This window comes from Pseudomonas anuradhapurensis (genome assembly GCF_014269225.2).
GTDB classification, from domain to species: Bacteria; Pseudomonadota; Gammaproteobacteria; order Pseudomonadales; family Pseudomonadaceae; genus Aquipseudomonas; species Aquipseudomonas anuradhapurensis.
The window spans coordinates 4,763,853-4,778,571 of record NZ_CP077097.1; the positions used below are offsets into that span (position 1 = coordinate 4,763,853).

The 14,719-nt window shown below is 63.6% G+C and carries 10 protein-coding genes, 2 tRNA genes and 1 pseudogene; 4 read left to right on the forward strand and 9 right to left on the reverse strand.

Annotated elements, in window-relative coordinates; genetic code table 11:
* Positions 1-160: 160 nt before the first annotated feature.
* Both rlmB and rnr read right to left on the reverse strand, forming a co-directional pair.
* Entirely contained in the window at positions 161-907 is a 747-nt protein-coding gene (gene rlmB, locus HU763_RS21855; RefSeq protein ID WP_170033004.1) for a 23S rRNA (guanosine(2251)-2'-O)-methyltransferase RlmB, read from the reverse strand.
* A complete protein-coding gene (gene rnr / locus HU763_RS21860; protein WP_186686463.1) occupies positions 904-3,480 on the reverse strand; it encodes a ribonuclease R in 2,577 nt (858 codons plus the stop codon). The genes rlmB and rnr overlap by 4 nt, the downstream gene beginning before the upstream one ends.
* A 271-nt stretch (positions 3,481-3,751) precedes the next feature.
* Between rnr and HU763_RS21865 the strand changes: the two genes are divergently transcribed.
* The 4 genes from HU763_RS21865 to HU763_RS21880 all read left to right on the forward strand — a co-directional run bounded on the left by HU763_RS21865 (position 3,752) and on the right by HU763_RS21880 (position 6,906).
* Positions 3,752-3,838 (forward strand) — tRNA-Leu (locus tag HU763_RS21865).
* Between the two features lie 88 nt (positions 3,839-3,926).
* Positions 3,927-4,013 (forward strand) — tRNA-Leu (locus tag HU763_RS21870).
* A 314-nt stretch (positions 4,014-4,327) separates the two neighbouring features.
* Positions 4,328-5,341 carry an extracellular solute-binding protein gene (locus tag HU763_RS21875; RefSeq protein ID WP_170033008.1) on the forward strand — a complete coding sequence of 338 codons (1,014 nt, stop codon included), beginning with the start codon at positions 4,328-4,330 and terminating at the stop codon, positions 5,339-5,341.
* The gene (locus HU763_RS21880) at positions 5,341-6,906 is read left to right on the forward strand and encodes an ABC transporter permease (protein ID WP_186686460.1); all 1,566 of its coding nucleotides are present in this window, start codon (positions 5,341-5,343) and stop codon (positions 6,904-6,906) included. The genes HU763_RS21875 and HU763_RS21880 overlap by 1 nt, the downstream gene beginning before the upstream one ends.
* Positions 6,907-6,938: 32 nt before the next feature.
* Here HU763_RS21880 and HU763_RS21885 read toward each other — a convergent pair whose 3' ends face one another.
* From HU763_RS21885 to hflK, 7 genes and pseudogenes are all read right to left on the reverse strand, one after another.
* Entirely contained in the window at positions 6,939-7,409 is a 471-nt protein-coding gene (locus HU763_RS21885) for a DUF2867 domain-containing protein (RefSeq protein WP_186686457.1), read from the reverse strand.
* A 173-nt stretch (positions 7,410-7,582) separates the two neighbouring features.
* Positions 7,583-8,467, reverse strand: coding sequence for a methyl-accepting chemotaxis protein (locus tag HU763_RS25165; RefSeq protein WP_372241585.1), 885 nt, complete (start codon positions 8,465-8,467; stop codon positions 7,583-7,585).
* Positions 8,468-8,488: 21 nt separating this feature from the next.
* A pseudogene (locus HU763_RS25170) lies at positions 8,489-9,181 on the reverse strand (methyl-accepting chemotaxis protein); the annotation flags it as partial.
* A 629-nt stretch (positions 9,182-9,810) separates the two neighbouring features.
* Positions 9,811-11,103 carry an adenylosuccinate synthase gene (locus tag HU763_RS21895; RefSeq protein WP_063911922.1) on the reverse strand — a complete coding sequence of 431 codons (1,293 nt, stop codon included), beginning with the start codon at positions 11,101-11,103 and terminating at the stop codon, positions 9,811-9,813.
* A gap of 56 nt (positions 11,104-11,159) precedes the next feature.
* Positions 11,160-12,347, reverse strand: coding sequence for an ATP phosphoribosyltransferase regulatory subunit (locus tag HU763_RS21900; protein WP_186686452.1), 1,188 nt, complete (start codon positions 12,345-12,347; stop codon positions 11,160-11,162).
* A 300-nt stretch (positions 12,348-12,647) separates the two neighbouring features.
* On the reverse strand, positions 12,648-13,517 hold the full coding sequence (hflC, locus tag HU763_RS21905) for a protease modulator HflC (RefSeq protein WP_170033014.1): 870 nt from the start codon (positions 13,515-13,517) through the stop codon (positions 12,648-12,650).
* Positions 13,517-14,698 carry an FtsH protease activity modulator HflK gene (hflK, locus tag HU763_RS21910; RefSeq protein ID WP_170033015.1) on the reverse strand — a complete coding sequence of 394 codons (1,182 nt, stop codon included), beginning with the start codon at positions 14,696-14,698 and terminating at the stop codon, positions 13,517-13,519. Before hflK ends, hflC begins: the two co-directional genes overlap by 1 nt.
* Positions 14,699-14,719 lie beyond the last annotated feature (21 nt).

The window sequence follows — 14,719 nt, forward strand, 5'->3', positions numbered from 1 at the left end:
AAGGAAATTGGCGATTATTTGAACAGCCAGAAACATATTCACAATGTGCAAGGCCCCATTCGCGGGCACGCCCGCTCCTACAGGTTCAGCGCAGCCTTTGGCATTGCAGATTACCTGTGGGAGCGGGCGTGCCCGCGAAGAGGCCGGTACAGGCTATCGATCAGCGCTTGGCCTGCCGCTGGCGCACGGCCTCGAACAGGCAGACCCCGGTCGCCACCGAGACGTTCAGGCTGCTGACGCTACCGGCCATCGGCAGCTTCACCAGGAAATCGCAATGCTCGCGGGTCAGCCGGCGCATGCCCTTGCCTTCCGCGCCCATGATCATCACCAGCGGCCCGGTCAGGTCCTGCTGGTAGATCTCCTGCTCGGCTTCGCCAGCGGTACCGACCACCCACAGGCCACGCTGCTGCAACTTCTCCAGGGTGCGCGCCAGGTTGGTCACGGCCACCAGCGGGATCACTTCCGCCGCTCCGCAGGCCACCTTGCGCACCACCGGGGTCAGGGTTGCAGACTTGTCCTTGGGCACGATCACCGCCGTGGCACCGGCCGCATCGGCGGTACGCAGGCAGGCACCGAGGTTATGCGGGTCGGTGACGCCGTCCAGCACCAGGATCAGCGGTGGCGTTTCGCTACGCTCAAGCAGCTCCTCGAGCATCAACTCGCCCCACACCTGGCTTGGGCTCACCTCGGCAACCACGCCCTGGTGCACGCCTTCGACCCAGGCATCCAGCTCGCGACGCTCGGCCTGGCCAACCGCCACGCGGTTTTCTGCGGCCAGCGCCAGCAACGCCTGGATGCGCGGCTCGCTGCGCCCTTCCGACAGCCAGATCTGCTTGACCCGCTTCGGATGGTGCTGCAGCAATGCCTGCACGGCGTGCACGCCGTAGATCTTTTCCAGCTGACTCATGACTTGTTCTTGCTCTTGCGTGGCGCGCCGGACTTCGACGGCCCTTTACGGTGCTTGGTCGGCTTGCCAGAGGCCTTGCCACCTTTGTCCGACTTGCTGCCGGCATGGCCGCTGCTGCGCGCCTCGCTCATCAGCGCCTTCTTCATTTCGCGGCTCTTGCGCACTTCGGCGTTACGCTGCACGGCGTCCTTCGGGAAGTACGCCTCGGCGGTCTCGCTCTTGCGGCTGCGCGGCTTCGGCGTGGCCTTGGCCTCGACCGGGGCCTGCTCGGCCTGGCCGGCAGCCGGTGCGGCGCCACGCTGCTTGCGGCCGATCGGCGCGGCAAGGGTGCTTTCCGACACTTCGAAATCGATCTTGCGCTCGTCCAGGTCGACGCGCATGACCTTGACCTCGATCGTGTCGCCCAGGCGGAAGCTGCGCCCGGTGCGTTCGCCAGACAGGCGGTGGTGCACCGGGTCGAAGTGGTAGTAGTCACCCGGCAGCGCACTGACGTGCACCAGGCCTTCTACATAGATATCGGTCAGCTCGACGAACAGGCCGAACCCGGTCACTGCGGTGATCACGCCCGGGAAGGTCTCGCCCACGCGGTCTTTCATGAACTCGCACTTGAGCCAGTTGACCACGTCACGGGTGGCTTCATCGGCCCGGCGCTCGGTCATCGAGCACTGCTCGCCGAGTTGCTCGAGGGTGTTCTCGTCATACGGGTAGATACGCGCCTTGGGAATGCTCATGGCGCCGGCACGCTTGACGTGCGGGGTATCGACCCTGGAGCGGATGATGCTGCGGATGGCGCGGTGCACCAGCAGGTCCGGATAGCGACGAATCGGCGAGGTGAAGTGGGTGTACGCCTCGTAGTTCAGGCCGAAGTGGCCGTTGTTTTCGGTGCTGTACACCGCCTGGCTCAACGAACGCAGCATCACGGTCTGGATCAGGTGGAAGTCCGGGCGCCCGGCGATGCTCGCCAGCAAGGCCTGGTAATCCTTCGGCGACGGATCCTTGCCCTTGTGCAGGGTCAGGCCCAGCTCGCCGAGGAAGGCGCGCAGCTTTTCCAGGCGCTCTGGCGGCGGGCCGTCGTGCACACGGTACAACGCAGGCACGCCATGCTTCTGCAGGAACTCGGCGGTGGCCACGTTGGCCGCCAGCATGCATTCCTCGATCAGCTTGTGGGCATCGTTGCGCACGGTCGGGCGGATTTCCGCGATCTTGCGCTCGTCGCCGAAGATGATGCGGGTTTCCTGGGTCTCGAAGTCGATCGCGCCACGGGTGTGGCGGGCAGCTACCAGCACCTTGTACAGGTTGTACAGGTTCTTCAGGTCCGGCACGACTGCCTTGTACTCCTCGCGCAGCGCCTTGCCCTCACGGGTGCGGGAGTGCTCGAGCATGCTGCTGACCTTGTTGTAGGTCAGGCGGGCTTGGGAGTGGATGACACCTTCATAGAACTGGTAGTCGACCATCTGGCCGGCCTTGTTCATAGTCATTTCGCAGACCATGGCCAGGCGATCGACATGCGGGTTCAGCGAGCACAGGCCGTTGGACAGTTCCTCGGGGAGCATCGGCACCACGCGCTCGGGGAAGTACACCGAGTTGCCGCGCTGCTGGGCTTCGACGTCCAGGGCCGAGCCCAGGCGCACGTAGCTGGACACGTCGGCGATGGCCACATAAAGGCGCCAGCCGCCGGAGAACAGACGCAGCTTGCCCAGTGGTTCGCAATACACGGCATCGTCGAAGTCGCGGGCGTCCTCGCCGTCGATGGTAACGAACGGCAGGTGGCGCAGGTCGACACGCTTCTCCTTGTCTTTCTCTTCGACTTCGGAGCGGAACTTGCGCGCTTCCTTGATCACTTCCTTGGGCCAGACGTGCGGGATGTCGTAGCTGCGCAGGGCAACGTCGATTTCCATGCCCGGCGCCATGTAGTTGCCGATGACTTCGACCACATCGCCTTGCGGCTGGAAGCGGGGGGTTGGCCAGTGGGTGATCTTGATCTCGACGAACTGGCCGATCTTCGCGCCACCATTGCGCCCGGCAGTCACCAGCACTTCCTGCTGGATCTTCGGGTTGTCCGGGGTCACGTAGCCGATGCCGCCTTCTTCGAAGTAACGGCCGACCACGCTTTCGTGGGCACGGGAAATGATCTCGACCAGCACGCCTTCGCGGCGGCCACGGCGATCGACGCCAGACACGCGGGCCAGGCCGCGGTCGCCATCGAACACCAGGCGCATCTGCGCCGGGCTGAGGAACAGGTCTTCGCTGCCGTCATCGGGGATCAGGAAACCGAAGCCGTCACGATGGCCGGAGACGCGGCCGCAGATCAGGTCCAGCTTGTCCACCGGGGCATAAGTGCCGCGCCGGGTATAGATAAGCTGGCCGTCACGTTCCATGGCGCGCAGGCGACGGCGCAGGGCTTCGATCTGGTCTTCGTCGTGAAGACCGAACTCGGCCGCCAGCTCCTCGCGCGCGGCCGGTTCGCCACGGTCGGCAAGGCGCTGCAGGATCAGCTCACGGCTGGGAATGGGGTTGTCGTATTTTTCCGCTTCGCGAGCGGCCTCGGGATCGAGGGATTGCCAATCGGCCATCAGAAGGGGTTCACCTTGGGGTATATAGATAGGAATTCTGGCATAGGCGTATTGAAACCGGAAATGTCAGCCTTGGACAGCCCCACCGGCATCTCCGGCGGGCAGGAATAGGCCTGCGGAATCAACAAGTTGAATTTTTTGAAATTTTTTTCGCTCAGGGGGTTTACAGCCCCCCGGACCGTCCGTATAGTGCGCACCACAACGACGGACAACCCCGAAGTTGTAGTAGAGATGAACGACGCTGTAAAGCATCTTTTAATCTCGAATGTGTGCCCAGGTGGCGGAATTGGTAGACGCGCTGGTTTCAGGTATCAGTGGCTTAACGGCCGTGGAAGTTCGAGTCTTCTCCTGGGCACCAAATATTTTCAAGTAATAGATGACCAAGGATCTGTTACTACTGTGTGAAAGCGAACGATAGTCGCCTTCTCCAGATGATGCAAAGCTTTGCCCAGGTGGCGGAATTGGTAGACGCGCTGGTTTCAGGTATCAGTGACTTAACGGTCGTGGAAGTTCGAGTCTTCTCCTGGGCACCATACAAAAACCCACTAGCTTGCTAGTGGGTTTTTTCTTGCCTGCGATTTTTGTATCCCTTCTCTTTTCGGTCATAGGTGCAAACCTGTGCTGGCCTCTTCGCGGCTAAAGCCGCTCCCACAGGTATTTCACCCCCTCAAGACCCGTGATGCAGCTGTGGGAGCGGGTTTACCCGCGAAGAGGCCAGCACAGCCAACACACCTTCAGACTCTTGCACCATGGTCTGACCATGAATTTCTCCTCATCCGGCCACTTGAGAAACGATTTCGTTTACCATTGTTTCCAAATATGTAGCCGTAAGCGAGGAAGTACCCGCATGACGATCCGCCCGCAACCGCTGATGCGTACCTTGGCCGCCGCCGTGCTGAGCCTGGTCATCGGCGCTCCGGCCGCCATGGCAGATGCACCGGTCACCCTGACCATGTACAACGGCCAGCACAAGGAAATCGGCGAAGCCATCGCCAAGGCCTACGAGGCCAAGACCGGTATCCACATCAATATTCGCAAGGGCAGCAGCAACCAGCTGGCCAGCCAGATCATCGAGGAAGGCGACCGCTCGCCGGCCGATATCATCTACACCGAAGAGTCGCCGCCGCTGAACAACCTGGGCGAGCTGGGCCTGCTGGCGAAGATCGACGATGCCACGCTGAACATGCTGCCCAAGGAGTACGTTGGCGCCAACGGCACCTGGATGGGCGTCACTGCACGTACCCGGGTCGTCGTGTACAACCCGAAGAAGATCGACGAGAAAGACCTGCCAACCACCGTCATGGATTTTGCCGGCCCTGAATGGGATGGCCGCGTCGGCTATGTACCCACCAGCGGCGCATTCCAGGAACAGGCCGTGGCCATCCTGAAGATGCACGGGCGCGAAGCCACCGAAGAATGGCTCACCGGCCTGAAAGCCTTCGGCAAGACCTACACCAACAACATGGTCGCCCTGAAGGCCGTGGAAAAAGGCGAAGTCGCTGCCGTACTGGTGAACAACTACTACTGGTATGCACTGGAACGCGAGCGCGGCAAGCTCGACTCCAGGCTGTACTACCTGGCCGACGGCGATGCCGGCAACCTGGTAACCATCTCCGGCGCTGCAGCGGTCAAGGCCAGCAAGCACCCGAAGGAAGCCCAGGCCCTGCTCAACTGGATGGCCAGCGAAGAAGGCCAGCGGGTGATCACCCAGACCACCGCCGAGTACCCGCTGCACAAGGGCATGGTTTCCGACCGTGGCCTGAAGCCGTTCGAAGAGCTGCGCCCGCCAAAGATCTCGCCGGCGGACCTGGGCAATGCCGAGGAAGCCATCGAGCTTGAACGCGAGGTCGGCCTGCTCTGATGACTGCCGCCCTGTCCGAGCCGGTACCGGTACGCTTCGTACCGCGCCGCAAGCGCCCTTCCGCCTGGGTGGTGCTGCCTGTGCTGTTCCTGGTGGCCATGAGCTTGCTGCCATTGGCCTATGTCGCCATCAAAGCCTGGGAAGCCGGCTGGCGCGAAGCCTTGCACCTGCTGTGGCGGCCGTTTGTCTGGGGGCTGATGCGCAACACCCTGATGCTGATGGTCGGGGTGACGCTGGCCTGCATGGTGGTCGGCCTGGCCCTGGCCTGGTTGCTGGAGCGCAGCAACCTGGTCGGGCGCAGGCTGTGGGGCGTGGTGCTGTGCCTGCCGTTCGCCGTACCGTCGTTCGTCAGCAGCTTCACCTGGGTATCGCTGAGCTCGGACTTCGAAGGCCTGGGCGGGGCGATCCTGGTCATGGCCCTGTCCAAGTACCCGCTGGTGTTCCTGCCGGTGGCGGCGACCCTGCGCAACCTCGATACCTCGCTGGAGGAGTCGGCACGCACCCTCGGTTGCAGCCGCTGGGGCGTATTCGTCAAGGTCACCCTGCCGCTGCTGTGGCCATCGATGCTCGGCGGTGCGCTGTTGATTGCCCTGCACATGCTGGTGGAGTTCGGCGCGCTGTCGATTCTCGGCCTGCAGACCTTCACCACGGCGATCTACCAGCAGTTCGAACTGGAGTTCAGCAATGCCAATGCGGCCATGCTCTCGGCAGTACTGCTGGCGCTGTGCCTGGTGATGCTGTGGCTGGAATTGCGCGTGCGCGGCAAGGCCCGCCACGTGCGCATCGGCCAGGGCGTGGCACGCCGCGCGCAGCCGGTGCGGCTACGCGGCTGGGCCGTACTGGCGCAGCTGTTCTGTGTCGCCCTGGCAGTGCTGGGCAGCGGCATTCCGCTGGCCATGCTCGGCTACTGGCTGAGCGTGGGCTCATCAGCGGCCTTCCCGGTTGCGGCCATCTCCAAGGCGCTGTTCACCTCACTGTCGGTGTCGCTTGGTGGTGCCGGCTTCTGCGTGCTCCTGGCCCTGCCGATCAGCTTCCTGGTGGTGCGCTACAAAGGCCGCCTGGCAATCTGGGCCGAACGCCTGCCGTACCTGCTGCACGCCCTGCCCGGCCTGGTAATTGCCCTGACCCTGGTATTCTTCGCCCTGCACTATGTGCCCGCGCTGTACCAGACCACGGCCTTGTTGTTGCTCGCCTACGCGCTGCTGTTCCTGCCACTGGCCCAGTCGCCAGTGCGTACTGCGCTGAACAAGGCTTCGCCGACGCTGGAGGAAGCCGCACGTACCTTGGGCGCGAACAGCTTTGCCGCGTTCTGCCGGGTGACCTTGCCGATCATCTTCCCGGCCATGGCCGCGGCCTTTGCGCTGGTGTTTCTGGATGCCATGAAGGAATTGACCGCGACATTGCTGCTCAGCCCTACCGGCATGACCACCTTGGCCACCGAGGTGTGGGCCCATACCGCCAACGTCGAGTTCGCGGCAGCAGCGCCTTACGCGGCATTGCTGATCGTGGTGTCAGGGTTGCCGGTTTACCTGCTGACTACGCGGATGTATCTGAACAAGGCGTAACCTGCTTCGCGGGCTTGCCCGCGAAACGGCCTTCAGGCGATGTTGCGCAGCATGCGCCGCACGATAGGCCCGTGAGCCTTGCCGACCGGCAGCATGTAGAGGCGGCCGAACCTGTTGAAGCACTGCACCGAGGTGGTAACGCGCAAGTGTTGCTGCCCCTGCCCTGCTTCAGCCAGGTCCAGGCTCACCATTACCGCCAGGTGTATGTCGCGCGAAGTCAGCACCAGTTGCCGGTCACTGATCGCCTCGACAGTGAAGAAATCCAGAAGCTCGCCCACTGCTGGCACCTGCTCGGGCCTGCGTGACGAGAAACCGTGGATGGCGGCAACATGGAACCGCCGCGAGATGCCATCGCGCAGGCGGAAGGCCACGGCCAGCCAGCCCGGGACGTGCGAGGTCATGGCGCAGTAGGCCTGGAAGGCGGTCATTGGCGCAGTGACGACGGTGCCATCGCAATGAAGAAAATCCAGTTCCGCCGGGGCGGCGACCAGTTGCGCAGACATGAACAACTCCCTTTGCCATCTGTCGCCGCCATCATAGCAACGCAGCCCCTTGTAGGAGCAGCCTTGTGTCGCGATGGGCTGCGCAGCAGCCCAGGGTATCGACGCCAACGCACAAATCGCCGGGGCTGCTGCGCAGCCCATCGCGACGCAAGGCCGCTCCTACAGCGATCGCATCAGGCCCTGAACTGGCCCAGGCTTGCCCGCAGTTGCGCGGCCAGGTCATCCAGTACCTTGCTGCTGGCCGTGGTCTGCATCACCACCTCGGCCGAGCGCTCGGCCTGTGCATGGATGTTCTCCACCCGCCCGCGTACCGCCTGTGCGCCATGGGCCTGCTGTTCGGCGGCCCGGGTCGCCAGGCCGATCGCCGCATGCACCTGCTCGACCGCCACCTGCACCGACTGCTGGCGGCGCTCGTTGTCGCGCAGCACCAGCAGCCCTTCGCTGGCCTTGAGCCCGGCCTGGCTGATGGTCGCCACGGCTTCCTTCGCACCTTTCTGCAAGGCGGCGATATGCGCCTGTATGTCACCGGTGGAGCTTTGCGTCTTGCTCGCCAACGCCCGCACTTCATCAGCCACGACGGCAAACCCGCGCCCGGTCTCGCCCGCCCGGGCAGCCTCGATGGCAGCGTTGAGGGCCAACAGGTTGGTCTGTTCGGCAATACCGTGGATCACCGTCAGCACCACTTCAATCTGTTCACTCTGCTTGGCCAGCCGCTCGATCACCTGCGAGCCGGTCTCCACCTGCTCGGCCAGGTTCTCGATCAAGCCGGCCAGCTGGGTCGAAGTGCGGCTGTTTTCATTGGTGGCCTGGCGGATATCCACGACTTGTTGCAGCGCCGCCTGCATCGCATGGCTTTCGGCCTGGGCCTCATCAGCCATGCTCGACAGGTCGCGCAGGCTGGCCGCCACTTCATCGCGCTGCAACGCAGCGGCGGCATCGGCGCCCGCATTGCGCTGGGCCATCGCGCCGATCTCGACCCCGGTACGCTGGGCCACCTCGCCGGCCTCGCGCACGATGGGTTGCAGCTTGTCGACGAAGCGGTTTACCGCCGAGGCCATGTCGCCGATTTCGTCACGGCTGTCCAGCGGCACTCGCTTGGTCAGGTCGCCTTCGCCGGCCGCCAGGTCATCGAGCGCAGCAATCAACAGGCGCAACTTGCTCAGCACCCGACGGCCAAGCACCACGGCCACCACCAACAGAACGCCCAGCCCCACCAGCACCAGGCCCAGGCCGATCCGCCAGCGCAGCTCGGCGGCGGCATCGCGCACGGTCTGGGCGGTGTTGGCCTGCATGGCAGCAGCACTGCCCTGCGCCTTTTCCAGGCGCTCACGCAGGGTCTTGCCACTGTCGGCAGCCGCACCGACCAGGCTATCGCCAACCAGCTGCTCGCCGCTGGCGATCAGGGCTGCGAAGCGCTGGTCGAGGGCTTTCAGTTCCTGGTCGATGCCAGCGGTGGATACCCCCATCACCACCTTGCCGATTTCCGCGCCATTGGGGCTGATCGAGGCTTCGACGAAGTACACCGCCGGGTCATGCCGGGCGGCATCGATCACCTTGTCCAGCGCACGCTCGCCCTGACCCTTGTCCATCAGCGCCTGGTTGATCGGGTTTTGCCGGTTCAGGTAGCGGGTCAGGTGCTGGCCTTGGGCATCGTCATAGACCACGAACAACACGTTGGGGTTGCGCTGGGCACGGCGGGCAAAGTCCGAGAGCACTGGCACATCGTTATCCCAGATCGCACGCGGGGCGACCGAGGCCAGCAGTTCGGCCATGTCGTTGGCGGAGTCCTTGAGGTTCTTTTCCAGGGTACTGCGCAGTTGCTGCTGTTCGCTTTGCAGGCGCGCCGACAAGCCGGCGCTCAGGCGCTGGCGGGTGCTGCTGGACAGGCTGTCGAGGCCCGAGCGGACATCTTGCCCGGCTTGCTCGAGGTCGCCGGCGAGTTCGCGACTGTCGTTACCCAGGCGCTCGCCCAGTTCGGCCTCCAGGGCCGTGACCGTGCTGCGGGTAAGCGCAACGGCCACCAGCACCTGCACCAAAAGAGCGATACCAAGGGCAACAAACACAGGCCGCAAAAGGCGGCTTCGTAACAGTGAGAGAATGGCAGACACGGTGAAACCCTCGTGTATTCTGGCGCCACTACTTTGATGGCATCTTCAGAAGCTTCTTACAGCAAGGGTTGTGCCGGGGGCAGCAGGGATAAGTGCCAAGGTTTAGCAATGGGTTTTCCTGAACCGGCCTCTTCGCGGGCTTGCCCGCTCCCACAGGGACCCCGCACATTCTGAAATTTGTGGAGGCTCTGTGGGAGCGCGCAAGCCCGCGAAGAGGCCGGTTCAGGAAAGCACAAATGAAAACGCCGCAGCCCCTTTCAGGGCCACGGCGTCAGATCAGCCTGGAAGGCAGATCAGGCGAACGGATGACGCAGCACGATGGTCTCGTTGCGGTCCGGGCCAGTGGAGATGATGTCGATCGGCGCACCGATCAGCGCTTCGATGCGCTTGATGTAGGCGCGAGCGTTGGCTGGCAGTTCTTCCAGGGTTTTAACGCCCAGGGTCGACTCGCTCCAGCCTGGCATCTCTTCGTACACCGGCTCCAGGCCGATGTAGCTGTCGGCATCGGAAGGCGCGTCGATGACGGCACCGTTCTCGTTCTTGTAGCCCACGCAGATGTTGATGGTTTCCAGGCCGTCCAGTACGTCCAGCTTGGTCAGGCAGATGCCCGAGATGCTGTTGACGTCGATGGCACGACGCAGGATGACGGCATCGAACCAGCCGCAACGGCGCGCACGGCCAGTGGTGGAACCGAACTCGTGGCCACGCTTGGCCAGGGTAGCGCCGGTCTCGTCGAACAGTTCGGTCGGGAACGGACCGGAACCCACGCGAGTGGTGTAGGCCTTGGTGATACCCAGAATGTAGTCGAGGTACATCGGGCCAACGCCGGAACCAGTGGAAATACCGCCAGCGGTGGTGTTGGAGCTGGTGACGTACGGGTAGGTACCGTGGTCGATGTCCAGCAGCGAACCCTGGGCGCCTTCGAACATGATGTCCTTGCCGGCGCGGCGCAGGTTGTGCAGCTCGGCAGTGACGTCGAGCATCATCGGCTTGAGCTGTTCGGCGTAGGCCATGCATTCGTCCAGGGTCTGCTGGAAGTCGATGGCCGGCTCTTTGTAGTAGTTCACCAGCTGGAAGTTGTGGTAATCCAGCAGCTCACCGAGCTTGGCAGCGAAACGCTCGCGGTGGAACAGATCGCCGACGCGCAGGCCGCGACGTGCAACCTTGTCTTCATAGGCTGGGCCGATACCGCGGCCGGTGGTGCCGATCTTGGCTTCGCCACGGGCTTTCTCGCGGGCTTGGTCCAGGGCCACGTGGTACGACAGGATCAGCGGCGCAGCCGGGGAAATGCGCAGGCGCTCACGCACCGGTACGCCCTTCTCTTCCAGCTTGGTGATTTCACGCATCAGCGCGTCCGGTGCAACGACCACGCCGTTGCCGATCAGGCACTGTACGCCTTCACGCAGGATGCCCGAGGGAATCAGGTGCAGAACGGTCTTTTCACCATTGATCACCAGGGTGTGACCCGCGTTGTGGCCACCCTGGTAGCGCACTACGGCGGCAGCATGTTCGGTCAGCAGATCGACGATCTTGCCTTTGCCCTCATCACCCCACTGGGTACCCAGGACGACGACATTCTTACCCATTACATTGGTCCTCATTCACGCAAACTTGGTTGTCGGCCTGTTGCCGACGCAGAAACTCACTGGGTCAGCGGCAGAACCTGCCAGCGCCCGTCTTGCTGAATCAATTGCCGATCACAATCCGCCTCGAGGGCAGCACTCAACGGCTGGCCAGGCAGGGCCTGAACCACACGCTGGCCCTCGTTGCGCAACTGGCAGACTTGCTGCCAGAGGGCCGCGTCGCCACTGTCCGGCATCCAGATGCCGCCAGCTGGCAATACGACCTCCGCTCGCCCCAGTGTGACCAGGGTCTTCAAATCCGTGGAGAAGCCGGTGGCCGGGCGCGCCCGGCCAAAGTCGGCGCCGATGTCATCGTAGCGCCCGCCCTGGGCGATCGATTGGCCTTCGCCAGGCACGAACACGGCGAACACCACGCCGGTGTGGTAGTGGTAACCACGCAGTTCGCCGAGGTCGAAGTACAACGGCAGCTCGGGGAAGCGCGATGCCAGGCGATCGGCGATCGCCAGCAGGTCATCCAGCGCCGCCAGCACGCTGGCCGGGGCACGGCCCAGGCGCACGCGGGCCTCGGCCAGCACCTCACGACCACCGCACAGCTCGACCAGCGCGCGCAGCATGTTGCCCAAGTCATTTGGCAGGTCGGCGGTCAACGCCTGGACCTCATCGACGGCCTTGCGCTGCAGGGCGTCGAACAGCTGCTGCTCGACCGCACCAGACAGACCGGCAGCACGGGCCAGGCCGCGGTAGATACCGACGTGGCCGAGGTCCATGTGCACATCCGGGACATCGGTCAGTTGCAACGTGGCGAGCATCAGGCTGATGACTTCGACATCACTGGTAGGGCTGGCATCGCCGTACAGCTCGGCACCCAGCTGGATCGGGCTGCGCGAGGTGGACAGGGCGCGCGGCTGGGCGTGCAGCACGCTACCGGCATAGCACAGGCGGCTCGGGCCTTCACGACGCAGGGTGTGGGCATCGATGCGTGCCACCTGCGGGGTGAAGTCGGCGCGGAAGCCCATCAGGCGGCCGGACTGCGGGTCCACCACCTTGAAGGTGCGCTGATCCAGGTCCTGGCCGGCGCCGGTGAGCAGCGACTCCAGGTACTCGATATGCGGGGTGACGACCAGTTCGTAGCCCCAACTCTGGAACAGGTCCAACACCTGGCGGCGCGCGATTTCGATGCGCGCAGCCTCAGGTGGCAGTACTTCCTCGATGCCATCTGGCAGCAGCCAGCGGTCTACCGTTGCCATTACGCCATTTCCCCTCTGGTCCGGGTGGCTTGCCAGCAGGCGAGCCGTCAGTAAAGCCGGTATCGCGCACAGCAGCGGGCAGCACTGATCCCAGCGCAGCCACCGTACCCGATACCCTCGAATTGCCATGCGACCTGACCAAACCGTCAACTGGCGGTTTGCCAATCAACCTTGCAGACGCAAAAAAGCCGGGAAATTTCCCGGCTGCCTCATCATACACCCCTTTTCCATCAGGATGCACCCCGCCAGGCGTTTTAGCTGCCAGGCGGGGGCCGCTGCATTGGAATCAGGGCCTGAGCATCACGGCTTGCTCTTGTCCAGGAAGCGGAAGAACTCGTTCTTCGGGTCCAGGACCAGCACGTCGCTCTTGCTCGAGAAGCTCTCGCGGTACGCCTGCAGGCTACGGTAGAACGCATAGAAATCGGCGTCCTGGGTGTAGGCCTTGGCGTAGATGGCGGCCGCCTGGGCGTCGCCGTCACCGCGGGTTTCCTCTGCCTCGCGATAGGCCTCGGCCAGCAGTACACGACGCTGACGGTCAGCATCGGCACGGATACCCTCAGCCAGCTCGTTACCCTTGGCGCGGTGCTCGCGGGCTTCACGCTCACGCTCGGTGCTCATGCGATCGAACACGCTGCGGTTGACTTCCTTCGGCAGGTCGATGGCCTTGACGCGTACGTCCACCACCTCGATACCCAGCTCCTTGGCGGCCATGCGGTTGAGCGATGCAGTGATGTCAGCCATCAGCGCGTCACGTTCACCGGAAACCACCTCGTGCAGGGTACGTTTACCGAACTGGTCACGCAGGCCGCTTTCCAGACGACGCGACAGACGCTCGTCGGCAATCTGCTTCATGCCGGAGGTAGCGGTATAGAAGCGCTCGGCATCCTTGACGCGCCACTTGGCGTAGGCGTCGACCATCACCGCTTTCTTCTCCAGGGTCAGGAACCGCTGGGTCGGGGCGTCGAGGGTCATCAGGCGGGCGTCGAACTTGCGTACCTGGTTCACGTACGGAATCTTCACGTGCAGGCCCGGCTGGACATCCGCCTGGACTACCTTACCGAAGCGCAGCATTACCGCACGCTCGGTCTGCGACACGATATAGAAGCTGTTCCAGGCAACGATGGCCAGGACCACGGCGGCGATCAGGGCGATCAGCGATCGGTTGCTCATCAGCGGCTCTCCCTAGTGCGCAGCGGCTGCTGTTGCTGTTGCAGGTCCTGCGCCGCACGGGCGGCCGCATCGTTGACCGATGGCGACACGCTGGTGGTTGGCGCGGACGGGTTGCGGCTGCCTTCGACCATCTTGTCCAGCGGCAGGTAGAGCAGGTTGTTCTGCCCGTCCTTGGTTGCCACCATGACCTTGCTCGAATTGCTGTAGACCTCCTGCATGGTCTCCAGGTACAGGCGCTGACGGGTCACGTCAGGTGCCTTGCGGTACTCGGCAACCAGCTTGGTGAAGCGGTCGGCCTCGCCCTTGGCACGGGCAATGACTTCGTCACGGTAACCGTTGGCATCCTCGATGATGCGCTGGGCCTGGCCACGCGCTTCCGGCACCACGCCGTTGGCGTAGGACTCGGCCTGGTTGCGCGCACGCTGCTCGTCTTCACGGGCACGGATCACGTCGTCGAAGGCTTCCTGCACTTCACGCGGGGCTGCCGCGCTCTGCACGTTGACCTGGGTAACGGTGATACCGGTGCGGTAGTTGTCGAGGAAGCGCTGCAGGCGTTCGCGGATATCCACGGCCATCTGCTCGCGGCCTTCGGTCAGCACCTGGTCCATCGAGGTGGAGCCCACCACGTGGCGCAGGGCACTTTCGGTCGCGTGCTGCAGGCTGACCTCCGGCTGGTCGACGTTGAGAACGAAGTCCTGCAGGTTGCTGATCTTGTACTGCACCGTCAGCGGCACCTCGACGATGTTCTCGTCTTCGGTCAGCATCTGGCCCTGCTTGGTGTAGGCACGCTCACGCGTGACGTTTTCCATGTACTTGCGATCGATCGGCGGGAAGTAAATGTTCAGGCCGGGACCGACCGTTTCATAGTACTTGCCGAAGCGCAGCACCACGGCCTGCTCCTGCTCGTCGACGACATACACGGCGCTGTACAGCCAGATGGCCGCCAGTACCGCCAGGCCGATGCCCAGCAGGCCCAGGCCACCGCCCTTGCCGACATTGCGGTCGCCGCCGCCACGTTTCTTGCCACTGCCGAACATGCCGTTCAGGCTGTCCTGCAATTTGCGGAAGGCCTCGTCCAGATCCGGCGGACCTTTCTTGTCACCACCGCCGCCACCGCCACCACGGCGGCCGCCCCAGGGATCCTGATTGTTCGAGTTGCCACCCGGCTCGTTCCAAGCCATAGCGCTCTCCATCTGATAAAG

Coding starts and splice junctions, on each gene's coding strand:
- HU763_RS21885 (WP_186686457.1), bottom strand. CDS start 7,409: ATGTCTGCGCAACTGGTCGCCGCCCCGGCGGAACTGGATTTTCTTCAT.
- HU763_RS21900 (WP_186686452.1), bottom strand. CDS start 12,347: ATGGCAACGGTAGACCGCTGGCTGCTGCCAGATGGCATCGAGGAAGTA.
- HU763_RS21895 (WP_063911922.1), bottom strand. CDS start 11,103: ATGGGTAAGAATGTCGTCGTCCTGGGTACCCAGTGGGGTGATGAGGGC.
- rlmB (WP_170033004.1), bottom strand. CDS start 907: ATGAGTCAGCTGGAAAAGATCTACGGCGTGCACGCCGTGCAGGCATTG.
- HU763_RS25165 (WP_372241585.1), bottom strand. CDS start 8,467: ATGGCCTCGGCGGTAAACCGCTTCGTCGACAAGCTGCAACCCATCGTG.
- hflC (WP_170033014.1), bottom strand. CDS start 13,517: ATGAGCAACCGATCGCTGATCGCCCTGATCGCCGCCGTGGTCCTGGCC.
- hflK (WP_170033015.1), bottom strand. CDS start 14,698: ATGGCTTGGAACGAGCCGGGTGGCAACTCGAACAATCAGGATCCCTGG.
- HU763_RS21875 (WP_170033008.1), top strand. CDS start 4,328: ATGACGATCCGCCCGCAACCGCTGATGCGTACCTTGGCCGCCGCCGTG.
- rnr (WP_186686463.1), bottom strand. CDS start 3,480: ATGGCCGATTGGCAATCCCTCGATCCCGAGGCCGCTCGCGAAGCGGAA.
- HU763_RS21880 (WP_186686460.1), top strand. CDS start 5,341: ATGACTGCCGCCCTGTCCGAGCCGGTACCGGTACGCTTCGTACCGCGC.